The organism is Micromonospora sp. CA-248212 (genome assembly GCF_050948405.1).
Lineage (GTDB): Bacteria > Actinomycetota > Actinomycetes > Mycobacteriales > Micromonosporaceae > Micromonospora.
The window spans coordinates 174,168-195,693 of record NZ_CP192023.1 but is presented as its reverse complement, the minus strand read 5'-3'; the positions used below and the strand labels follow the sequence as shown (position 1 = coordinate 195,693).

The 21,526-nt window shown below is 72.0% G+C and carries 17 protein-coding genes; 4 read left to right on the top strand and 13 right to left on the bottom strand.

The window, feature by feature from the left end; translation table 11 throughout:
• Nucleotides 1-106: 106 nt before the first annotated feature.
• From amcA to ACQP03_RS00910, 5 genes are all read right to left on the bottom strand, one after another.
• Nucleotides 107-343, bottom strand: coding sequence for a multiple cyclophane-containing RiPP AmcA (gene amcA, locus ACQP03_RS00930; RefSeq protein WP_357132129.1), 237 nt, complete (start codon nt 341-343; stop codon nt 107-109).
• The gene (gene amcB / locus ACQP03_RS00925; protein ID WP_433461115.1) at nt 312-1,415 is read right to left on the bottom strand and encodes a cyclophane-forming radical SAM peptide maturase AmcB; all 1,104 of its coding nucleotides are present in this window, start codon (nt 1,413-1,415) and stop codon (nt 312-314) included. The genes amcA and amcB overlap by 32 nt, the downstream gene beginning before the upstream one ends.
• A gap of 126 nt (nt 1,416-1,541) precedes the next feature.
• Nucleotides 1,542-2,696 (bottom strand): phosphoribosylformylglycinamidine cyclo-ligase, encoded by a 1,155-nt coding sequence (gene purM / locus ACQP03_RS00920; RefSeq protein WP_355048408.1) that lies wholly within the window; start codon nt 2,694-2,696, stop codon nt 1,542-1,544.
• Between the two features lie 62 nt (nt 2,697-2,758).
• The gene (gene purF / locus ACQP03_RS00915) at nt 2,759-4,297 is read right to left on the bottom strand and encodes an amidophosphoribosyltransferase (RefSeq protein WP_355048409.1); all 1,539 of its coding nucleotides are present in this window, start codon (nt 4,295-4,297) and stop codon (nt 2,759-2,761) included.
• 168 nt (nt 4,298-4,465) lie between these two features.
• On the bottom strand, nt 4,466-4,819 hold the full coding sequence (locus ACQP03_RS00910; RefSeq protein WP_357132134.1) for a sterol carrier family protein: 354 nt from the start codon (nt 4,817-4,819) through the stop codon (nt 4,466-4,468).
• 160 nt (nt 4,820-4,979) lie between these two features.
• Between ACQP03_RS00910 and ACQP03_RS00905 the strand changes: the two genes are divergently transcribed.
• Nucleotides 4,980-7,040, top strand: a complete 2,061-nt coding sequence (locus ACQP03_RS00905) for a carboxypeptidase-like regulatory domain-containing protein (RefSeq protein WP_433459875.1) — start codon at nt 4,980-4,982, stop codon at nt 7,038-7,040.
• A 252-nt stretch (nt 7,041-7,292) separates the two neighbouring features.
• Here ACQP03_RS00905 and ACQP03_RS00900 read toward each other — a convergent pair whose 3' ends face one another.
• From ACQP03_RS00900 to purS, 4 genes are read right to left on the bottom strand one after another with little or no spacing between them, the layout of a single operon-like run.
• Nucleotides 7,293-8,048 carry a 2-phosphosulfolactate phosphatase gene (locus tag ACQP03_RS00900; protein ID WP_433461114.1) on the bottom strand — a complete coding sequence of 252 codons (756 nt, stop codon included), beginning with the start codon at nt 8,046-8,048 and terminating at the stop codon, nt 7,293-7,295.
• A gap of 4 nt (nt 8,049-8,052) precedes the next feature.
• Nucleotides 8,053-10,749, bottom strand: coding sequence for a phosphoribosylformylglycinamidine synthase subunit PurL (purL, locus tag ACQP03_RS00895; protein ID WP_357132140.1), 2,697 nt, complete (start codon nt 10,747-10,749; stop codon nt 8,053-8,055).
• 55 nt (nt 10,750-10,804) lie between these two features.
• Nucleotides 10,805-11,488 carry a phosphoribosylformylglycinamidine synthase subunit PurQ gene (gene purQ / locus ACQP03_RS00890; protein WP_355048413.1) on the bottom strand — a complete coding sequence of 228 codons (684 nt, stop codon included), beginning with the start codon at nt 11,486-11,488 and terminating at the stop codon, nt 10,805-10,807.
• The gene (purS, locus tag ACQP03_RS00885) at nt 11,485-11,748 is read right to left on the bottom strand and encodes a phosphoribosylformylglycinamidine synthase subunit PurS (RefSeq protein ID WP_007454310.1); all 264 of its coding nucleotides are present in this window, start codon (nt 11,746-11,748) and stop codon (nt 11,485-11,487) included. The genes purQ and purS overlap by 4 nt, the downstream gene beginning before the upstream one ends.
• A gap of 356 nt (nt 11,749-12,104) precedes the next feature.
• Between purS and ACQP03_RS00880 the strand changes: the two genes are divergently transcribed.
• Together ACQP03_RS00880 and ACQP03_RS00875 are read left to right on the top strand one after the other, a co-directional pair.
• A complete protein-coding gene (locus tag ACQP03_RS00880; protein ID WP_355245595.1) occupies nt 12,105-12,788 on the top strand; it encodes a S1 family peptidase in 684 nt (227 codons plus the stop codon).
• A 23-nt stretch (nt 12,789-12,811) separates the two neighbouring features.
• On the top strand, nt 12,812-13,375 hold the full coding sequence (locus ACQP03_RS00875; RefSeq protein ID WP_357132148.1) for a YbjQ family protein: 564 nt from the start codon (nt 12,812-12,814) through the stop codon (nt 13,373-13,375).
• A 176-nt stretch (nt 13,376-13,551) separates the two neighbouring features.
• Here the strand turns inward: ACQP03_RS00875 and purB are convergent, their stop codons facing one another.
• The 4 genes from purB to ACQP03_RS00855 form a co-directional block, all read right to left on the bottom strand.
• Nucleotides 13,552-14,976: an adenylosuccinate lyase gene (gene purB / locus ACQP03_RS00870; protein ID WP_357132151.1), complete on the bottom strand. Its 1,425-nt coding sequence runs from the start codon at nt 14,974-14,976 to the stop codon at nt 13,552-13,554.
• A 60-nt stretch (nt 14,977-15,036) separates the two neighbouring features.
• Nucleotides 15,037-17,472 (bottom strand): hypothetical protein, encoded by a 2,436-nt coding sequence (locus tag ACQP03_RS00865; protein ID WP_433459870.1) that lies wholly within the window; start codon nt 17,470-17,472, stop codon nt 15,037-15,039.
• Entirely contained in the window at nt 17,426-18,439 is a 1,014-nt protein-coding gene (locus ACQP03_RS00860; protein ID WP_357395041.1) for a glycosyltransferase family 2 protein, read from the bottom strand. Before ACQP03_RS00860 ends, ACQP03_RS00865 begins: the two co-directional genes overlap by 47 nt.
• 158 nt (nt 18,440-18,597) lie before the next feature.
• Nucleotides 18,598-19,890, bottom strand: coding sequence for an acetyl-CoA C-acetyltransferase (locus tag ACQP03_RS00855; RefSeq protein ID WP_357132160.1), 1,293 nt, complete (start codon nt 19,888-19,890; stop codon nt 18,598-18,600).
• A gap of 54 nt (nt 19,891-19,944) precedes the next feature.
• Between ACQP03_RS00855 and ACQP03_RS00850 the strand changes: the two genes are divergently transcribed.
• Nucleotides 19,945-21,291 (top strand): 3-oxoacyl-ACP reductase, encoded by a 1,347-nt coding sequence (locus ACQP03_RS00850; RefSeq protein WP_433459867.1) that lies wholly within the window; start codon nt 19,945-19,947, stop codon nt 21,289-21,291.
• The last annotated feature ends 235 nt before the right edge of the window (nt 21,292-21,526 follow it).

Here is a 21,526-nt window from a genome sequence, read left to right as displayed (position 1 = left end):
TGCTCACGCATGTGTCCTTCGGGAGCGAGATCGGTGCCGATCATCAGGGGCCTGCCCTGGCCGGGGACTACCCCGTCTGGCCGACAGGCCCCTGATCACGGCCGCCCTAGCGCGGCCGGTTGTTCCAGTTGTAGAACGTCGGGATGTTCTCGAAGTGGTTCCACGCGCAGACCGCGCTGACGCCGTCTCCGCCCGCCACCTCGGCCCGTAGCCGCCGTGCGTCCGCGGCCTCCTGCAACAGCGCGACAAGCCCGGGGGCGGCCTCCCGCACGCGCTCGGTGACGTCGTCCGGGGCATCGTCCGCTTCGCGTTCAGGCCGCCGGTGACTGGTGATCTCGGGCATGCTCCAACACTCCCTCCAATAGGCGGATCTTGCTGTTGCGGCAGTGCTCGGTCTCCGTACCGTCAAAACGCCCCAGCTCGAAGTAACGGTTGGCAGCGTGACCGCCACCACAGAAGCCGAAATACGGGCACGACACCCGACACGCTTCCACCCCCGTCAGGAACTCGCCGACCCACGAGGTCGACGCGGCACCGGCCAGGATCCGGGCCAGCGGAGTGGTCAGCACGTTCCCACTGCTGAAGTCGCCGTAGCGCGGGTCGGTGAAGCCGGCCAACTCCGGGGAGAGCACCGTCACCGAGCCGTCGTGCCCGATGGTGGGTATCGGATCCAGCCGGCGGGGCAGCACACCGTCCGCCGTGCGGTCGAGGACCGCCGCCGCGTACCGCAGCGACCACTCGACCTCGCGCAGGTGGATCCGGGGCGCCCGCCGCCAGGCCGCCACCAGTTCGGCCCAGAACGTGGTCACCGCCGCCGGGTCGTGGCTGTTGTCGCGGGTGTTGACCCCTTCGGTCTCCTCGATGTTGATGCCCAGCACGTCGCAGCCCAGATCGAGGAAGTAGTCGTACAGCTCCGCGGCGAGGCCCGGCGTCGGCCGGGACACCACGGCCAGCGCGGAGAAGGGCAGGTCGTGCCGGCGCAGCGCGGCCACACCACGCAGGATCCGGTCGTACGCCGGCTGACCGCCACGGTTGACCCGGTCGCCGTTGCGCTCACGCGGCCCGTCCACGCTCACGCTGACCCGCATCTCGTGCCGGGCGAAGAACTCGCACCACTCGTCGTCGATCAACGTGGCGTTCGTCTGCACGTGGTGTTCGACCTCGGGCCCGAAGGGCGCGATCAGGGCGGCCAGGTGCTCCCGACCGGCCGCCAGCGGCTCGCCGCCGTGCCACACGACGGAGAAGCGCCCGGAGGCCGCCCACGGGTTGACCGCCGCCGCCACCGCCTCGGCCACCGGCACCGACATCCGCCGGTCGGCGGACCGGAACGGCAGGTAGCAGTACGCGCAGTCGAGGTTGCACAGCGTGGTGGGCTGCATGACGACGTACGACGGGACGGCGGCCAGCCCGCGCATCCCGCTGAACGTCGGTTCCCCAGCAGCCATCACCCTCCTCCGCCCAGCCCGAGCCTTTCAGGCTAGGCGGCGCCGGCCACTCGGGTGAAGCCCTGATCAGGTGCCCGTACGGTAACCGGAGCGTGATCAGCCGCGGGTGTGCTGACCCACCATCTGCACGTTGCCGGTGCCCTCGATGATCTCGCCCGCCTGCCAGGCCTCGACCCCACGACCGGTCAGCGTGGCCAGGGCGCGATCGGCGTCCTCGGCCGAGACGATCGCGAACATGCCGACGCCCATGTTGAACGTCGACTCCATGTCCTGGTCGTCGATCCGGCCCTTCGACTGGATCAGGTCGAAGATGGGCTGCGGCTTCCAGGTGGACCGGTTGACCACCGCGTCGACGTGCTCGGGAAGCACCCGCACCAGGTTGCCCGGGATGCCACCGCCGGTGATGTGCGACAGCGCCCGCACCTCGGCCTCCTCGATCAGCTTGAGGCAGTCCTTGGCGTAGATCTTGGTGGGGGTCAGCAGCTCCTCACCGAGGGTCCGCTGCCGGCCGAAGTCGTCGATCACGATGTCCAGTCGCATCCGGGCGGCGCCGAGCAGCACGTGCCGGACCAGCGAGTAGCCGTTGGAGTGCAGGCCGGAGGAGCGCATGGCGATGACGACGTCACCCACCTCGACGCGCTCCGGGCTGAGGATGTCGGCCTCCTCGACCACACCGACGCCGGTCGCGGAGATGTCGTACTCGTCCGGGCGCAGCACACCGGGGTGCTCGGCGGTCTCGCCGCCCAGCAGCGCGCAGCCCGCGTACCGGCAGCCGTCGGCGATGCCCGCGCCGATCTCGGCCACCTTGTCCGGAACGACCTCGCCGGTGGCGATGTAGTCGAGCAGGAACAGCGGCTCCGCGCCGCAGGCGACCAGGTCGTCGACGACCATCGCGACCAGGTCGATGCCGACCGTGTCGTGGATGTCCATCTGCTGGGCGATGACCAGCTTGGTGCCCACACCGTCGGTCGAGGACGCCAGGATGGGGTTCTTGTACTTCTTCGTGTCCAGGCGGAACAGGCCGGCGAAGCCGCCGAGGTCACCCAGCACCTCGGGGCGCCGGGTCTCGCGCACCTTCGACTTCAGCAGCTCGACCGCGCGGTCGCCCGCGTCGATGGAGACCCCGGCGTCGGCGTACGAGACGGAACGCTTGCCCCGCTGGCGGCCGGCACCGCCCGTCCACGGCTGGTGGTCGCTGCCAGCGCCGTTCGGGCTGCTTCCTGCGCCGCTGCGCTCGGACACGTGCGTCACGGTTCTCCCCTTTTGTGGTTCTCGGTGCCGCGCCGGCGGTGGCCGGGCCGCGCCGGTTGGTGCTACGGGCGGTTTGCGGTCACGCCACCCGGAGTGGCGACGAGCGAGCCGAAGCTCTCCGGGGCCTCCGGCGTCGCGTTGGCGACCCGGCGGCCCATCCCTTCGAGCACATGCTTGCCGATCAGGTTGCCGGCCGGCAGCTCGATCGGGTACTCCCCATCGAAACACGCCCGACACAGCCGGGTCTTCGGCTGCTCGGTCGCGGCGATCAGGCCGGGAAGCGATACGTAACCCAGCGTGTCGGCGCCGATGGAACGCCGGATGCCGTCGTTGTCCAACCCGTTGGCCAGCAGCTCCGCCCGGGTGGCGAAGTCGATGCCGTAGAAACACGGCCAACTCACCGGCGGGGAGGAGATCCGGACGTGCACCTCGAGCGCCCCCGCCTCGCGCAACATCCGGACGATGGCCCGCTGCGTGTTGCCGCGCACGATCGAGTCGTCCACGACCACCAGCCGCTTGCCACGCACGTTCTGCCGCAGGGGGTTGAGCTTGAGTCGGATGCCGAGCTGACGCAGGGTCTGCGACGGCTGGATGAAGGTCCGCCCCACGTACGGGTTCTTCATGAGGCCCGCGCCGTAGGTGATACCGGACGCCTCCGCGTACCCGATCGCGGCCGGGGTGCCGGACTCGGGCACCGGGATGACCAGGTCGGCCTCGACCGGATGCTCCTTGGCCAACTGGCGGCCGATCTGCACCCGCGCCGCGTGCACGTTCCGCCCGGCGATGGTCGCGTCGGGGCGGGCGATGTAGACGTACTCGAAGAGGCAGCCCTTCGGCTCGGGCGCGGCGAAGCGGGTGGACCGCAGCCCCTCCTCGTCGATCGCGATCAGTTCGCCGGGCTCGATCTCGCGCACCACGCTCGCGCCGACGATGTCCAGCGCGGCGGTCTCGCTCGCGACCACCCAGCCACGCTCCAGCCGGCCGAGCACCAGCGGGCGTACGCCGTGCGGGTCGCGGGCCGCGTACAGCGTCGACTCGTCCATGAAGACGAAGCTGAACGCCCCACGTAGCTGCGGCAGCACCTCGAGCGCGGCGGCCTCGACCGACAGGTCGGGGCGGCTGGCCAGCAGCATGGTCACCAGCGAGGTGTCGTTGGTCGAGCCGTCCGCGACCAGGCCGCGCTCGGCGACCTCCTTCTCCAACTCGGCGGTGTTGACCAGGTTGCCGTTGTGGGCCAGCGCGATGGTCGTGCCGGAATCGGTCGACCGGATGGTCGGCTGGGCGTTCTCCCAGTTGGACGCGCCGGTCGTGGAGTATCGGGCGTGCCCGATCGCCAGGTGGCCGCGCAGGCTGGCCAGGGTGGGCTCGTCGAAGACCTGGGCCACCAGGCCGAGATCCTTGTAGACCACCACGCCCGAGCCGTCGCTGACCGCGATGCCCGCCGCCTCCTGGCCGCGGTGCTGCAGGGCGTAGAGGCCGAAGTAGGTCAGATTCGCGACCTCTTCGCCGGGGGCCCACACGCCGAAGACGCCGCAGGCATCCTGGGGGCCAGGTCGTTGGGGGTCAAGGTCGTGGCTCAGCCGGCCGTCGCCTCGGGGCACTACCGCTCCCTCATGCTGGTCTGGACCGGCCTGGCGGGGATCACGGGTCGGATCCACACTTCTCGGCCGGGACCACTCTCGTCGCCTGACAGTGTACGCGAGTCAGCGTCAATACAGATAGTCACGATTTCCCTGCCGAGAGTCACGATCACTCGGACATCGGCGCAGCTAGAGGGGCAGATAGGCCGAGATGTCCGCCCGAATGCCGCTCACCTGAACACGTCCATCGGTGACCGCGTCGGCCCACCCGAGCCGACCGGTGGCGAGCTCCAACCAGGTCTGCGGCGACATCTCGACCACGTTCGGCGGGTTTCCTCTGGTGTGTCGAGGACCGGGGACGCACTGGATCGCACCGTATGGTGGAACGCGCACCTCCACCGATCGGCCGGGGGCGCGCTCCGTGAGGACGGCCAACAAGGACCGGACCGCCTCCCGGAGTACCGGCCGTTCGGGCGTACGCCCCTCGTCAAGCGCCGACAGAGCCGCCACGACGGCGGCGGACTTACTGTGCGGAGAGGACACGACGGGACGATACGACCCACAGGTGGAGCACCTGACGTTGGCCCTGGGTCGCGCCGATCCAGTGAGACAAGGCATAGTGGCCGACGGCGTATTCGTACCGTGATGATCCCCGGCCCGGCGCCCCGCCGGTCGAGGGACGTCAGCCCGGAAGGCGGTGGACGTGTCAACACACCGACGTGCCTGGAAGCAGCGGGCCGGTGTGGTCGCAGCGCTGGTTGCCGGCGCTCTGCTCGCCGTCCCCGCCACACCAGCAATGGCCGCAGACGTTGAGGTCTCCCCCGGCTCGGTCACCGTGAACGCCGGCAGCGACGCCACGATCACCGTGCGCATCACTGGCGGTGACAATGACGAATCCGCGAAGGTCAGCCTCTCCGGGCTGCCCTCCGGCGTCAGCTGCGCCAGTGGTTGTGGCGACGTCAAACTCTCCGGCGGCGGCCTGGGCGGCCCGAAGGGGTCGGTGCTGGTCCGGATCGCGGCCAACGACAACGCCGGCGATGCGACCACGAACATCACGGTCGCGGTGGAGGCCGCATCGGGCCCGGACACCGCCAACGTCTCCCTGACCGTTAAGGGCAAGGCCGCATCGCCGCCCCCGCCGCAGCAGAACCAGACGGTGAAGTCGGTCTCCGGCAAGGTGGTCAAGAAGGCCGACGGCGAGCCGGTGCCGAACGCGTTCGTCCTCCTCCAGGACACCGCCGGTCACCGCTACGACGCCGTCGCCGACGGCAGTGGCAACTTCAAGTTCACGGGCAGCAGTCAGAGCCCGATCACTCCCGGTCGGATCGACCTCGGTGCGTCCTCCGAGAACATCAAGGCGTTCAAGAGCTTCACCGCGAACGCCGGGCAGACCATCACCGGCCAGCGGATCACCTTGGAGATCAAGGTCGAGGTGACGCCGAGCGCCACCCCGTCGCCCACCGCCGACGCCACCCCCACCGACGAGGCGACCGAGGAGGGTGCCGAGGACCAACCCTCCGAGGAGGCCAGCCCGGGCGCCCCGGCGAACGCCAGCAAGGAGGACGACGGCGGCGGCTTCGGCTCGTACCTGATCATCCTGCTCGGCGGCCTGCTCGTCGCGGCCGGCGTCGGCACGATCGTCCTGCTGTGGATGAAGCGCCGCGAGAGCGGCGACGACGATGACGAGCCGGCGGCGGCCGGCGCTGCCGGTGCCGGCGGCGCGGTGCCGGCGGCCCGTGGGGCCTTCCGCGGGGCCGACGACCAGACCCGGGTGGTCAACCGCCCCGGTGGCGCGCCCGACCCGACCATGGTCGGCGGCGCGGCGCTGAGCGAGGCGCCGACCATGATGCACCGCCCGGTCGTCGACGACGTCCCGCCAGACCCGTACGGCGCGCCAGCGCAGCCCTACGGCGCGGCGGGCCAGCAGGGCTGGGGCGGGACCGGCTACGACGACGAGCCCGGCCAGGGCGGCTACGGCGGCTACGGCAACGCCCCCGCCTCGGGTGGCGGCTACGGCACCGGGGCAACGCCGGACGGCGGCTACGGCGGTGGCGCGGATGGCTACGGCGCCGCACCCGGCTCCGGCGCGGGCTACGGCGGCGCGGCGGCCCCGGATGGTGGCTACGGCGGCGCGGCGGCCCCGGATGGTGGCTACGGCGGCGCGCCCTCCTCGGGTAGCGGCTACGGCAGCCGTGACTACACCGCGCCGGCCGGCGCGGGCGGCTACCCGCCGGCTCCCGCCGGTGGGGCAGCCGGCGGCTACGGCGAGCGCTTCGACGAGCCGACCGGCCGGTACACCGGCGACAGCACCCAGTACCCGGCGCCGGCCGACCCGTACGCCACCGGCGTGTACCAGCCGGAGCAGGGCCAGGGCTACGGCCAGCCCGACCCGACCGCCCCGTACGGCGGCGGTCGTGGGGCGGAGCCGACGGGCGGCTACGGCCAGCAGACCAACGCGTACGACCAGGGCGGCTACGGCCAGACCGGTGGCGGGTACGACCAGGGCGGCTACGGCCAGGAGCCCCCGCAGCAACGCGGCGGCTACGACGACCGGGGCTACGACCAGGGCGGCTACGGCCAGACTGGCGGCGGGTACGACCAGGGCGGCTACGGCCAGGAGCCCCCGCAGCAACGCGGCGGCTACGACGACCGGGGCTACGACCAGGGCGGTTACGGCCAGCAGCAGCAGGGTGGCCGGGCCCGTCCGGACAGTCCCCCGCCCACCGAGCGAGGCGGCCGCCGGCTCGACTGGCTGGACGACTAACAACAGCACTACCCACAGCGCACCGCGAACGGCCGCCCGGAAAACCGGGCGGCCGTTCGCCATAACCCCACCCACCCCCACCCGGTCCCACCTCGTCGATCACGAAGTTATTGCCCACGCACACGGCGTGTCGGGGCAATAACTTCATGATCACCGCCGCGGGCGCCGGGGTGGGTGCCGCCGGGGTGGGTGCCACCGGGGCGGGCGTCCGGGGACGGGTGCTGCCGGGGGGCGGGTGCTGTGCGGGGTGGGTCAGGCGGCGGAGAAGACGCCCTGGCGGAGGACCGGCACGACGTCGGACACGCCGACCTGGACGGCGACGTCGACGTCGGCTTCGAAGCCGCCCTCGGTCAACTCCCGGCCGGAGACGCTGCCGCGTACCGCGGCGGGTACGTCCGGAGTGCTGGCCAGCGCGGCGAGCGCCATGGCCGCCTCCACGGAGAGACCGCCCGGCACCCCGGACAGAGCGTCCAGCACGCTCGCCGCACCGAGTTGGTCTTCGACGCAGGGGCGCAGCGACCCGTCCGGCCAGCGCTCCCCGGAGGCGATGACGCCGATCGGGGCGTCCGTCGTGCCGTACCCCTGGCGGCGCAGCCAACGCCCGACGGCGCGCGCGTTACGCAGGCACGCCGCGACCACCGGTAGCCCGGTGGCGCTGGCGGCGGCGCTGATGGCCGAGCCGTTCGGCGAGGGCAGCACCAGGTCCGCGACGGTCGGCGCGGCGCTCAGCGCGGCGGGTGAGAGTGACCACGGGTGGTCGGCTGTCACCCGGCGACGGCCGACCGCCGCCACCGCGCCGACCCGCAGCGCGTACTCGGCGGCCTGCTCACCCCACGGGAAGGGGTGCACCCGCGTACCCCGGGCGACCGCCACCTCCACGGCGGTGGTGAACGAGAGCACGTCCACCACCACCAGCGCCGCGCAGACCCGGCCGAGTTCGGCCGCCCCGGTCAGGCCCCAGTCGAACCTGGCGCCTGACCCGGGCTGGCCGTAGACGGCCGCCGTCAACGCCTCAGCGCTCGTCAGGCGACGGCTCGGTGGCACCGGAACCAGACTCGGACGGCTGCTGCGACCCGATCGGGTCGACAGCCCCGGTCTGTGGCGACGGGCCGGCCGAGGCGATCGGCTCGGAGAGCACCTCCGACGCGTCCACCGGCTCGGCCGGGGCGGCCGGCAGCGGCACGGCCTCGACCGCGCCCGCCACGCCGGCGGCCGGGGCGGGCACCTCGGCGACGGCGGGCTCGGTGACAGCCGACGGCACAGCCTCGACGGCGGCGGTGCCACCGAAGAGGCGCGGGAGCGTCTCGGTGTGCGCGGCGCGCAGCTCGTCCAGGCCGATCCGGAACTGCCCGTGCACCTCGAGCGCCCCGCCGGACGGGTCGGTGACACCGATCAGCTCGAACGGCACGCCCCGCTCGGCGCAGAGCGCCGCGAACGCCTTGTCGTGGCCACGCGGCACCGACACCAGCGCCCGCGTCGCGGACTCGCTGAACAGGTAGACGAAGGGCATCGAGCCCTCGGCGAACTGCTCCGGCACGGCGATCCGGGCGCCGACGCCACGCCGCAGGCAGGACTCGACCAGGCTCTGGGCGAGACCACCGTCGGACAGGTCGTGCGCCGAGCTGAGGTGGCCCACCCGGGCGGCCTCGGCCAGCAGGTCGGCCAGCGCCTTCTCGCGGAGCAGGTCGACCTGCGGCGGGATGCCGCCGAGGTGCTCGTGCGTCACCCAGGCCCACTCCGAGCCGGACAGCTCCACGTTCGTCTCACCGAGCAGGTAGAGCTGGTCGTGGTCGCCGCTGGGACGCGGAACGAAGCCCATCGGCACCCGGTCGGCCACGTTGTCCAGCACGCCCAGCACACCGACCACCGGGGTCGGGTGGATGGCCGCGGCGCCGGTCTGGTTGTAGAAGCTGACGTTGCCGCCGGTGACCGGGATGCCCAGCTCCAGGCAGCCGTCCGCCAGGCCGCGCACGGCCTCGGCGAACTGCCACATCACGCCCGGGTCCTCCGGCGAGCCGAAGTTGAGGCAGTTGGTGACGGCGATCGGCTTCGCGCCGGTCACCGCCACGTTCCGGTACGCCTCGGCGAGGGCCAGCTTGGTGCCCTGGTACGGGTCGAGCCGGGCGTACCGGCCGTTGCCGTCCACCGACAGCGCCACGCCGAGCCCGGTCTGCTCGTCGATCCGGATCACGCCGCCGTCCTCCGGCTGGGCGAGCACGGTGTTGCCCAGCACGTAACGGTCGTACTGCTCGGTGACCCAGGTCTTGTCGGCCAGGTTCGGCGACGCGATCATGCGCAGCACGGTCTCCCGCAGCGCGTCCGGGTCGGCCGGGCGGGGCAGCGTCTCGGCACGGTCTGCCTGGAGCAGGATCAGGTCGGCCGGTTCACGCATCGGACGGGCGTACACCGGGCCGTCGTCCACCAGCGAACCCGGCGGCACGTCGACGACCAGGTGGTCCCGCCAGGTGATCAGCAGGCGACCGGGGCGGCCGTCCGGCTCCGGGGCGGTGACCTCACCGATCGCGGTGCCGAGGACGCCCCACTTCTCGCAGGTCTTGAGCACCGCGTCGAGCTTGTCCGGCTCGACGACCAGCAGCATCCGCTCCTGGGACTCGCTGGCCAGGATCTCGTGCGGGTCCATCGAGGGCTCCCGCAGCGGCACCCGCTCCAGCCAGACCCGCATGCCGGTGCCGGCTGCGGCGGCGGTCTCGGTGAGCGCGCAGGTCAGGCCGGCACCACCAAGGTCCTGGATGCCGACGACCAGCTGGCCGTCGTACAGCTCCAGGCACGCCTCGATCAACAGCTTCTCGGTGAAGGGGTCGCCGACCTGCACGGCCGGGCGACGGGCCTCGCTGCCCTCGTCGAAGGTGGCGCTGGCCAGCACCGAGACGCCGCCGATGCCGTCCCGGCCGGTCTTCGCGCCCATCAGCACGACCACGTTGCCGGGGCCGGCGGCGGCCTTGTTCTGCAGCCGGTCGACCGGCAGCACGCCCAGGCAGAGCGCGTTGAGCAGCGGGTTGCCCTGGTAGGACGGGTCGAAGACCAGCTCGCCGCCGATGTTGGGCAGGCCGAGGCAGTTGCCGTAGCCGCCGACACCGGCGACCACACCGGTGAGCACCCGGGCGGTGTCCGGGTGGTCCGCCGCGCCGAAGCGCAGCGGGTCCATGACCGCGATCGGGCGGGCGCCCATGGCGAGGATGTCCCGGACGATGCCGCCGACACCCGTCGCCGCGCCCTGGTACGGCTCGACGAAGCTCGGGTGGTTGTGCGACTCGACCTTGAAGGTCACCGCCAGCTTGTCGGAGACCTGCACGACACCGGCGTTCTCGCCGATACCGGCGAGCAGGCGGTCGCTCTGCGGGGCCTTCTCACCGAACTGACGCAGGTGCACCTTGCTCGACTTGTAGGAGCAGTGCTCGCTCCACATGATCGAGTACATGGCCAGCTCGGACTGGGTGGGCCGGCGGCCGAGGATCTGCCGGATCCGGTCGTACTCGTCGTCGCGCAGGCCCAGCTCGGTGTACGGCTGAAGCTCGCCCGGGGTGCCACCGGCACGGGGCACGGTGTCCACGCCGTCGGTCCAGTCGGCGCTCGCCGGCTGCGCGGGAGCGACCGCCGGGGCGGTGGGCTGCGCCGGCGGCTCGGTCGGCTGCGCCGGGGCGGAGTACGCCTCCGGAGTGTCCCGTACCGGGTCCGGATGGGTGGTCATGACCTCTCCTCGCTGCGCTCGTGCCCGCCAGAGCGGCGGTTGAGCTGACCGATGCTCACGCTGGGGTCCCCACCAGGTGCTTGAGGACCGAGGTGAAGAACCCGAGACCGTCCAGCGAGGGGCCGGTGAGCGCCTCCACCGCGTGCTCCGGGTGCGGCATGATGCCGACCACGTTGCCGGCGGCGTTGGTGATCGCGGCGATGTCGCGCTGCGACCCGTTCGGGTTACCGCCGACGTAGCGGGCGACGACCCGGCCCTCGGCTTCGAGCTGGTCCAGCGTCGCGGTGTCGGCGACGTAGCAGCCCTCGCCGTTCTTGACCGGGATCAGCACCTCCTGGCCGGCCTGGAACGCGTTGGTCCACGCGGTGCCGGCCGACTCGATGCGCAGCACCTGGTCCCGGTTGCGGAAGTGCAGGTGCTGGTTGCGGGTTAGCGCGCCCGGCAGCAGGTGCGCCTCGCAGAGGATCTGGAAGCCGTTGCAGATGCCGAGCACCGGCAGACCGCCCTGGGCGGCGTCGACGATCGTCTCCATCACCGGAGCGAACCGGGCGATGGCCCCGCAGCGCAGGTAGTCGCCGTAGGAGAACCCGCCGGGCAGGACGACGGCGTCCACCCCGTGCAGGTTCTCGTCGCCGTGCCAGAGCCGGACCGGCTCGGCGCCGGCGATCCGGACGGCGCGGGCCGCGTCCCCGTCATCGAGCGAGCCGGGGAACGTGACCACACCGACCCGGGCGGTCACGAGCGGGCGTCCGCGGTCTCGTCGGTCTCGACCAGGCGGACGGTGAAGTCCTCGATGACCGGGTTGGCGAGCAGCTTGTCGGCGATTTCCCGGGCCCGGTCCAGGTCCGGTTCACCAGTGAAGTCGATCTCGATCCGCCTGCCGATCCGGACTGAGGCGACGTCGCTGACGCCGAGCCGGGGCAGCGCGTTTGCGACGGCCTGGCCCTGCGGATCGAGGATCTCGGGCTTGAGCATGACGTCGACGACGACGCGAGGCACTGGGCACTCCTGACTGTGTACGCAGTTGGGTGCCTACCCACAACGGGCGAGCGCAGCCAGCGTACCTGGCAGATTCCGTCGCGGACGCACCGGCCGGGCGCAGTTCAGGCAGTGATCCACATAACCGGCGGCGAGCGCGCGCGGCAACCCGGCACAGGCCGCCTCAGCAGGGCATATACGGCGCAGCGGGTAGCCGAATCGTTACATTGACTGAAGTCGATCAGCTTCTTGAAAACGATGTCCGCCAGCCCTACAGTACATCGACATGGCTCGATGCCAGCGGCGATGGGGACCTCCCGTCGTCGCCCCCGGGCACCCGGCGACCCCGGGCCCCACCCGCCCCAAGGAGTCCACCGATGCGCGTTCGTCCCCTGCTCGCCCTGATCAGCACGGCGCTGGTCGGCGCCCTCGCCGCCGCGTCCGGCGCGTCCGCCGCCCCGGCCGGCCCCCAGCCCATCATCGGCGGCGGCACCGTCTCGTCCGCCCCCTGGGCCGCCGCCGTGCTGAGCAACGGCTCGTTCACCTGCTCGGGCAGCGTGATCGCCGCGCAGTGGGTGCTCACCGCCCGGCACTGCATCAGCGGCACGATGTCCGTCCGGGTCGGCAGCGTCTACCGCGCCTCCGGTGGGGTCACCCGCACCGTCAGCGCCACCTACACCCGTAACGACCTGGCCCTCATGCGCCTGTCCAGCACCGTCAGCACCTCGACGGTCTCCCTGGCGAGCAGCAACCCGCCGGTCGGCTCGACCAACTCGATCTACGGGTGGGGCATGACCTGCTACAGCGGCTGCTCCGCGTCCAGCCAGCTCAAGACCGCCACCGTCCAGGTGACCAGCACCAACGTCACCGACGCGTACGGCGGCCAGGCCATCCGCAGCACCCGGATCAACGGCAACGCCTGGCGGGGCGACTCGGGCGGCCCGCAGTTCTACAACGGCCAGCAGGTCGGCGTGGCCTCCACGGCCGACGGCTACAACATCCAGAACTACGGCAGCGTCGCGTACAACCGGGCCTGGATCACCTCGGTGGCCGGTGTCTGACGGTTAGCGCCCGTGCGGCGCGGATGGTCGGCCCCGCGCCGGCCGTCCGCGCCGCGCCGTTTTGCAGCATCCGATCAGGTGAACACGGCACCCGATCGGGTCGCGCAACTCCTGACAGCATCGGAAACGTGCTGGTCGTGACGACAGAGCAACTGCCCGGCTACGAGATCCGCCAGATTCTCGGTGAGGTGGTGTCATCGATGGCCAGGACGCGCAACCCGTACCGCGAGGGGGTCAAGAACCTGCGCGGTGGCGCGTACGACCCGATGGCGCCCGACAACCTGACCCGGTGGCGCACCGACTCGGTGACCCGCCTCGGCGAGGAGGCCCTGCGGCTCGGCGCGAACGCCGTGATCGGTATGCGCTTCGACAGCCGGGACTGCGGCGAGATGTGGATGGAGATCTGCGCGTACGGCACGGCGGTCGTCGCCGTACCGACGATGCCCGCGGTCATGCCGCCCGACCAGCCGGCGGTGGCAGCGGACACCGCCACCGACCCCGCCTTCGCCGAGTCCCTGGGCGGCATCGCCGAACCAGCAAGCGCCCCCACCCTACGAACAGCCGCCGAAACCCCCACCGGCGACTGACCGCCCAAACCCCACCCCTCCCTTCCACCCCCACCTCCCTTCCACCTCCCCTCCACCTCGGGTGATCAAGAGGTTTGCGTCACCAGGGAGATCAAAGTTGACGCGAACCTCTTGATCACCGGGCCAGAAGGGGGCGCGGGGCGCAAGAGGGGGGACCGGGGGGGACCGGGGGGGGGTTAGAGGATGGGGGGTGGGGTGTAGGTGGCGGCGTTGGGGTGGGTTTCCACGACCTTGGTGATTCTGCGGGTTACCTGCTCCACCTGGGACTTGGCCGCTCCTACGAAGGCTGTGCGGTCGGCTACCAGGGTGTCGATGTCGGCGCGGGACAGGCCGAGGCGGCCGTCGGCGGCCAGGCGGTCGAAGAGGTCGTTCTCCGGGGCGCCCTTCTCGCGCATGGCCAGCGCCACCGCGACCGCGTGCTCCTTGATCACCTCGTGGGCGACCTCCCGGCCGACGCCCCGCCGGACCGCCGCCACCAGGATCTTGGTGGTCGCCAGGAAGGGCAGGAAGCGCTCCAACTCCCGGTTGATCACCGCCGGGTACGCGCCGAACTCGTCGAGCACGGTGAGGAACGTCTGGAACAGCCCGTCGGCGGCGAAGAACGCGTCCGGCAGAGCGACCCGACGGACCACCGAGCAGGAGACGTCCCCCTCGTTCCACTGGTCGCCGGCCAGTTCGCCGACCATCGACAGGTAACCCCGGATGATGACCGCGAAGCCGTTCACCCGCTCGGACGAACGGGTGTTCATCTTGTGCGGCATCGCGCTGGAACCGACCTGACCCGGCTTGAATCCCTCGGTGACCAGCTCCTGGCCGACCATCAGCCGGATCGTGGTGGCCAGCGACGACGGCGCGGCGGCGGTCTGCGCCAACGCGGCCAGCACGTCGAAGTCCAGCGAGCGCGGGTAGACCTGCCCGACGCTGTCCAGCACCCGCGAGAAGCCCAGGTGCTCGGCGACCCGTCGCTCCAGCTCGGCCACCTTGTCGGCGTCGCCGTCGAAGAGGTCGAGCTGGTCGGCGGCCGTGCCCACCGGGCCCTTGATGCCGCGCAGCGGGTAGCGGGCGATCAGCTCCTCCAGCCGGTCGTACGCGATGAGCAGCTCCTCGGCCGCCGACGCGAAGCGCTTGCCCAGCGTGGTGGCCTGCGCGGCGACGTTGTGCGAGCGGCCGGTCATGACCAGCTCGGAGTGCTCGTACGCGAGCCACGCCAACCGGGCCAGGGTCGCCACCACCCGGTCCCGGATCAGCTCCAGCGAGGCACGCACCTGAAGCTGCTCGACGTTCTCGGTGAGGTCCCGCGAGGTCATCCCCTTGTGCACGTGCTCGTGCCCGGCCAGCGCGCTGAACTCCTCGATGCGGGCCTTCACGTCGTGCCGGGTGACCCGCTCCCGCTCGGCGATCGACGCGAGGTCGACCTGGTCGAGCACCCGCTCGTACGCCTCGACCACGCCGTCCGGGACCGCCACGCCCAGGTCACGCTGTGCGCGGAGCACGGCGAGCCACAGCCGCCGTTCCATCCGGACCTTCTCCTCGGGCGACCAGAGGGCGACCAACTCGGGCGAGGCGTAGCGGTTGGCGAGCACGTTCGGGATCGTCGTCACGTACCTCATTGTCCCGCACCCGCTGACCGGCGCCTGGACCGGGCCGGACCCCGGAGGCGGTCAGGATCGGGTGAGCTCGTAGACGGTCACCGGGCCGGCGACCAGCCGGATCTGGGCCAGTCGGGCCAGCTCCGGCGACACCGCACCGGCCCTGCTGTCGGCGAAGAGCCAACGGACCCCGTACTCCGTCCGGAGCCGATCCAGGTCGGCCAGGGTCGGCGCACTGAACACCCCGTCGTTGAGCGCGAGCAACTCCTGATCGGGAAAGTTCTGCCGGGCGTACCCCAGGTTGTCGACGCCGTGCGCGGCCACCACCGCGTCGGTGTAGCCCCAGCTCTCCACCACCGTGCGGTGCCCGCCCAGCCCGGTCACCCAGAACGCCCGGGCGTCGCAGTGCGGGGTGGTCCGCACCGGCCGGCAGTGGACGTTGGTGGCGACCACGTCATCGTCGGCGGCGTTGTCGTCAAGCCACAGCGCCGCGCGCATCTCGGCGGCGGTCAGCGCGTACGGCTGCGGTCCGGTGGCCGGCGGCCCCGGCTCGGTCAGCACCGAGCGAACCGTCCCGCCCAGCACGACGGCGGCGCTGGCACCGAGCAGCGCCGCGGTGACCCCGGCCACGGCGATCGTCACCGTTCGCCGACGACCTGCTCCCGCATTTGCCGGCGCCGAAACGTGACGCCCCCACAGGGCCGACACTGCGACGGCGAGCGCGGCGGCAACCGCCACGAACAGCACGTACCGTGCGGCCGAGAGACCCAGGACCCGCAGCCACCCCTCGATCGTCGAGGTGGTGGGGGTGCCGGGCCGGCTGATCCTCGGCACGGCGAAACCCACCACCGTGCCGGCGGTGGCGAGCCCCGCCAACGCGCCGGCCACGGCGGGCACCACCAGCACCGGCCAGGGCGCCCGAGCCGCAGCGAGAGACCAGGTGGTCAGCACGACGCCGATCGGGATGACGCCCATCCAGAAGTAGATCTGACTGATCGACGGGTGCTGGAACACCCAGGTGGTGGCGGCCCCGGCGAGGACCGTGCCGGCGAGCAGCCAGACCGCCGGATCGGCCCGGTGCCCACGCTCGCGGAGCAGGCCCATGCCCACCCACCGTGGCGACTGACCCAGCACCCACCAGCCCACCACCGCGAACGCCAGCAGCCATCCGAGGACACCACCGTCGTTGATGCCCGGTGGCAGCGGTGCGCTCGGCCAGATCCCGTCACCCGGCCCGAGCGTCTCGGCGTACGGGGCGACGAAGTGCAGCAACGCCAACGCCTGCACGCGCAGGGTGGAGGCCCCGCCACCGGCGAACAGCCGGAAACCGAGCGCCATCGCCGCCACCAGGCAGGCCAACGCCACCAGGGCGGGTCGGGGGATCTGCCGCTTGCGCCACCAGAACACCACGGCGGTGAGACCCAGGCCGGCGATCAGCGGCGGCAACGCGCTGGACTTCGCCCCCGCACAGACCAGCCCGAGCGCCGGGACCAGCGGCCAGGCCGGGCCGAGGGAACGCCCCCTGGCCGCGTCGACAACGAGCCCGGCCAGCAGCAACAACGGCACCAGCACGTACGTCTGGGAGGGGCTGGCGTAGGAGAGCGGCATCTCGCCGGACGCACCCACGGGCGAGCCGAGCGTGACCGCCGCACCGGTGAAAGCGGTGAGGGCGGCCACCGGACCGGCCCAGACCGCTCCACTCAGGTCGCGGGCGAGCCCGGCCGCGAGCACCACCGCCACGCCGACCACCGGTACCAACCAGAGTCGCAGCAGCACCGTCGTCGGCGCGATGCCAGTGATCATGCTGCCGCTGGCGATGTGGGCGTCGGAGAGGTAGTGGTAGCGCAGCGCCTCCCCCGCGACGTGCGGCAACTCGAACGGCATCGCCCGGGTCAACTCCTGCACCAGACCCAGGTGGTAGAGCACGTCCTGGTAGTAGCCGCCGGACACCGGAGGCAGCGGGACCATCCGCCACTGGACGTACCCCCAGGCCAGCACCACCAGCAGCGCCGCGCCCATGCCGTAGTGCCAACCGACCGGCAGCGGACGGCGCTCGCCGACCCGCCAGCGCCGGCGCAGCCTGGGCACGGCGGCGAACGCGACGAGTACGGGTAGCGGCCACCACCGCAGCAGGGTCTGTTGACCGGTCGCCGCTGCCAACGCCCAGGCGACGATCTCCAACAGCAGGCCGGTGGCCGCGCCGAAGCCGAGGTCCTCGGGGAGGTTGCCGCGACCGCCGCGCAGCGCGCGGTGCACCAGGGTTCCGGGCAGCACCAGCGCGAACGCCCAGTACGCGGAGAACGCCGCGAGGTCCGGCACCGGCACGCTGCCCCGTGACCAGACCACGAGCAGCGCGCCGATCACGAGCACCCACGGAAGCGTGCTGAGAATCGGCACGAGAGCGTTCCGGTGCGGGGCCGAGGCTGGGGCCGGAGTGTCGACCCGCTCGGCCAGCAGGGCGTCAGCCACGGAGGCGGACAACGTCGTCACCGACACGACCACGTGCATCTGCCTCCGCGCCCGGAACCCCGTCCCGGGAGTCGAACCCGACGTGGAAGGCGGGCCGGTTCTGCACTGTCGCGTAGATCCGGCCGACGTACTCGCCGAGCAGGCCGAGACAGACCAACTGCACCCCACTGAGCAACAGCACCGCGACGAACATCGAGGTCCAGCCGGGGATGGTGGCACCGGAGACGTGCACGACCATGCCGAAGACGATCAGGGCCAGGCAGAGCAGGAAGCTCGACATCCCCATCCAGGTGGCCAGGCGCAAGGGCGCGGCCGAGAAGTTCGCCGTGCTCTCCCAGGCCAGCGCGACCATCCGACGCAGCGGGTACTTGGTCTCCCCGGCGGCCCGCGCCGCGCGGGTGTAGCGCACCTCGGCGCTGGGGAAGCCGAGCGACGGCACCAGCAGCCGGTAGACCGGTGCGCGTTCCGGCAGCCGCCGCAGCACCTCGACGACGTCCCGGCTGAGCAGCCGGAAGTCACCGGCCTGGGCGGGCAGATCGGCGCCCACGATCCGCCGCATCACCCAGTAGTAGGCGCGGGCGGTGTTGCGCTTGAAGATGGTGTCGGTGCTGCGGTCCGCCCGGACGCCGTAGACCACGTCCACAGCGTCCGTCCGGGCCACCCGCAGCATCTCGGCGATGGCCTCGGGCGGGTCCTGCAGGTCGGCGTCGAGACTGACGATCCACCGGCCGACGGCCCGGTGCAGGCCCGCCGTCAACGCCGCCTGGTGACCGCTGTTGCGCCGGAGCCGGAGCACCCGCAACTGCGGCCAGTTCCGGCCGTGGTCGAAGAGCACCGACACGGTGTTGTCGGCGCTGCCGTCGTCGACGGCGACCACCTCGTAGTCGACGCCGAGCGCGTCGAGCACCGGCCGCAGTCGGGCCACCAGGGCCGGGATGACAGCGGTCTCGTTGAACATCGGGATGACCACCGACAGGGTGGTCGTCCCGGGGACGACGGACTCCATGGAGATACGGCCCCGTTCCGCACGCAGGAGTGATCAGCGCTGCGTCGAAGACGCGGCAGCGATCACCGTCGCGTGGTAAACCCACCGCCTGCGGACGGCCCGCTGAACAGTCCGTTAACGCCTGCTGGCGGTCACCCCGGTAAGGGACGATCGAGCGCTCAACGCTCCAAAATGGCGGTCACGCCTTGGCCGCCGGCCGCGCAGATGGAGATCAGCCCGCGTCCGCTGCCCTTCTCGGCGAGCAGTTTGGCCAGCGTGGCGACGATCCGCCCACCCGTCGCGGCGAACGGGTGCCCGGCGGCCAGCGACGAACCGTTGACGTTGAGCCGGTCGCTGTCGATCGCGCCCAGCGGGGCGTCCAGGCCGAGCCGGTCCTTGCAGAACTCCGGCGACTCCCAGGCGGCGAGGGTCGCCAGCACCTGCGAGGCGAACGCCTCGTGGATCTCGTAGTAGTCGAAGTCCTGCAACGTGAGCCCGGCGCGGGCCAGCATCCGGGGCACCGCGTACGCGGGGGCCATCAGCAGCCCTTCGTCGCCGTGTACGAAGTCGACGGCCGCCGTCTCCGACCAGCTGAACCAGGCCAGCACCGGCAGGTTGTGCGCGGCAGCCCACTCCTCGCTGGCCAGCAGCACGGTGGACGCGCCGTCGGTGAGCGGCGAGGAGTTGCCGGCGGTCATGGTGGCCTGCTCGGCGTCCGGGCCGCGGGTGCCGAAGACCGGCTTGAGGGCGCCGAGCTTCTCCACGCTCGTGTCCGGGCGGAGATTCTGGTCGCGGGTCAGGCCCAGGTACGGCGTCATCAGGTCGTCGAAGAAGCCCTTGTCGTACGCGGCGGCGAGCCGCTGGTGCGAGCGCAGTGCCAGCTCGTCCTGGGAGCGCCGGTCGATCTGCCAGCGCAGCGCGGTCTGGGCGGCGTGGTCACCCATGGACAGGCCGGTGCGCGGTTCGGCGTTGCGGGGGATGTCCGGCTTGAACGGCTGGAGCGGGCGCAGCTTCGCGGCGATCTTCAGCCGCTGGCCGACCGTGCGGGCGGAGTTGAGTTTGAGCAGCGTACGACGCATGTCCTCGTTGACCGCGAGCGGCGCGTCGGAGGTGGTGTCGACACCGCCGGCGATGCCCACGTCGAGCTGACCGAGGGCGATCTTGTTGGCGACGAGGATCGCGGCCTCCAGGCCGGTGCCGCAGGCCTGCTGGATGTCGTACGCCGGGGTGTGCGGGTCGAGCCGGGAGCCGAGGACGACCTCGCGGGTGAGGTTGAAGTCGCGGGAGTGCTTGAGCACCGCCCCGGTGACCACCTCGCCGACCCGCTGCCCGGCCAGCCCGTACCGGGCGATCAGACCGTCGAGCGCCGCGCCGAGCAGGTCGGCGTTGGACGCGTCGGCGTAGCGGGAGTTGGAACGGGCGAAGGGGATGCGGTTGCCCCCGATGACCGCGACCCTCCGGATGCTCTGCACGATCCGCCTCCTCGCGAGTGTTGCTCGAACCTTACTCGCCAGTAGGCTACGCCCATGACCGACAGGTACGCGAGCTTCGTCCAATCGGCCGCCGGCCGCACGCTGGTGAAGCGTCTCGGGCTGCCCGATCCGCCGCGACTGCGCCGGCACGAGCCCGGCGACCCGCTGCTGCCCGGCCCGGCGCTGCTCGGCGCGGCCGACGGCGGCCGACTCGCCGAGCCGGTCCGGACGATCCTGACCGCCGCCGGGGTCGAGCTGCGCGACGGCGGCACGGTCGAGGGGCAGGACCGCTTCGGCGCTCTCGGGTACGACGCGACCGGCATCACCGACTCGACGCAACTGCGCCAGCTCTACGACTTCTTCCACCCGCACGCCCGCACCCTGCTGCCCAGCGGCCGGGTGATCGTGCTCGGCACCCCGCCCGGTGAGTGCCCGACCCCGCGCGAGGCGACCGCCCAGCGGGCCCTGGAAGGGCTGGTCCGCAGCATCGGCAAGGAGTTCGGCCGGGGCACCACGGCCCAGCTCGTCCAGGTGACCCGCGACGGCAACGCCACCAGCCTCGAAGCGACCCTCCGGTTCCTGCTGTCCGGCCGGTCCGCGTACGTCTCGGGGCAGGTCGTCCGGGTCGGCCCCGGTGCGGCGACCGCCCCGGCGGACTGGGACCGTCCGCTGGACGGGCAGGTCGTGCTGGTCACCGGGGCGGCCCGGGGCATCGGCGCGGCCCTGGCCGGGGTCCTCGCCCGCGACGGCGCCCAGGTGGTCGCGCTGGACATCCCGGCCGCCGGGGACGCCCTCGCGGCGGTCGCGAACGACATCGGCGGTACGGCGGTCCAGCTCGACCTGACCGCCCCGGACGCGCCGACCCGGCTCGCCGACCACCTGGCCACCCGGCACGGGCGCGTCGACGCGGTGGTGCACAACGCGGGCATCACCCGCGACAAGACGCTCGGTCGGATGGACGCCGACCGGTGGGACCAGGTCATCGACGTCAACCTGTCCAGTCAGGAGCGCATCAACGACGTACTGCTGGAACGGGAGTTGATCCCGGCGGGCGGGCGGATCATCGGGGTGTCCTCGATCGCCGGGATCGCCGGCAACCGGGGGCAGACCAACTACGCCACCAGCAAGGCTGGCGTGATCGGGCTGGTCGACTCGCTCGCGCCGACCCTGCGTGACCGGGGGATCAGCGTCAACGCGGTGGCGCCCGGCTTCATCGAGACCCGGCTGACCGCCCGCATCCCGCTGGTCGTCCGCGAGGCGGGCCGACGGATGAACAGCCTGGCCCAGGGCGGGCTGCCGGTCGACGTGGCCGAGACGATCGGTTGGTTGGCCTGGCCGGCGAGCGGCGCGATCAGCGGCAACGTGGTCCGGGTCTGCGGCCAGAGTCTGCTGGGGGCGTGATGGGCAGGAAGAGAGAGCCGGATGACCTGTCGGTCCACGAGCTGATCGAGGGCCCGACCGAGATCCTGTCGCGGGAGACCCTGGACGCGATCCGCCGGCCGGAATCCACCGACGCCGACGCCGACCCGAGCGTCGAGCGGACGCACGACCTGAGCGCGTCGGCCGCACAGGTGACCACCGACCTGAGCGGCTCGGCCGCCGACGTGACCACCGACCTCAGTGCTCACGGGCCGGC

Bases quoted from the DNA above. Each gene is read 5' to 3' on its own strand.
- amcA (WP_357132129.1), bottom strand. From the start codon at position 343: ATGCCCGAGATCACCAGTCACCGGCGGCCTGAACGCGAAGCGGACGAT.
- amcB (WP_433461115.1), bottom strand. From the start codon at position 1,415: ATGCGCGGGCTGGCCGCCGTCCCGTCGTACGTCGTCATGCAGCCCACC.
- purL (WP_357132140.1), bottom strand. From the start codon at position 10,749: ATGACCACCCATCCGGACCCGGTACGGGACACTCCGGAGGCGTACTCC.
- ACQP03_RS00880 (WP_355245595.1), top strand. From the start codon at position 12,105: ATGCGCGTTCGTCCCCTGCTCGCCCTGATCAGCACGGCGCTGGTCGGC.
- ACQP03_RS00875 (WP_357132148.1), top strand. From the start codon at position 12,812: ATGGTCGGCCCCGCGCCGGCCGTCCGCGCCGCGCCGTTTTGCAGCATC.
- ACQP03_RS00865 (WP_433459870.1), bottom strand. From the start codon at position 17,472: ATGCACGTGGTCGTGTCGGTGACGACGTTGTCCGCCTCCGTGGCTGAC.
- ACQP03_RS00860 (WP_357395041.1), bottom strand. From the start codon at position 18,439: ATGGAGTCCGTCGTCCCCGGGACGACCACCCTGTCGGTGGTCATCCCG.
- ACQP03_RS00850 (WP_433459867.1), top strand. From the start codon at position 19,945: ATGACCGACAGGTACGCGAGCTTCGTCCAATCGGCCGCCGGCCGCACG.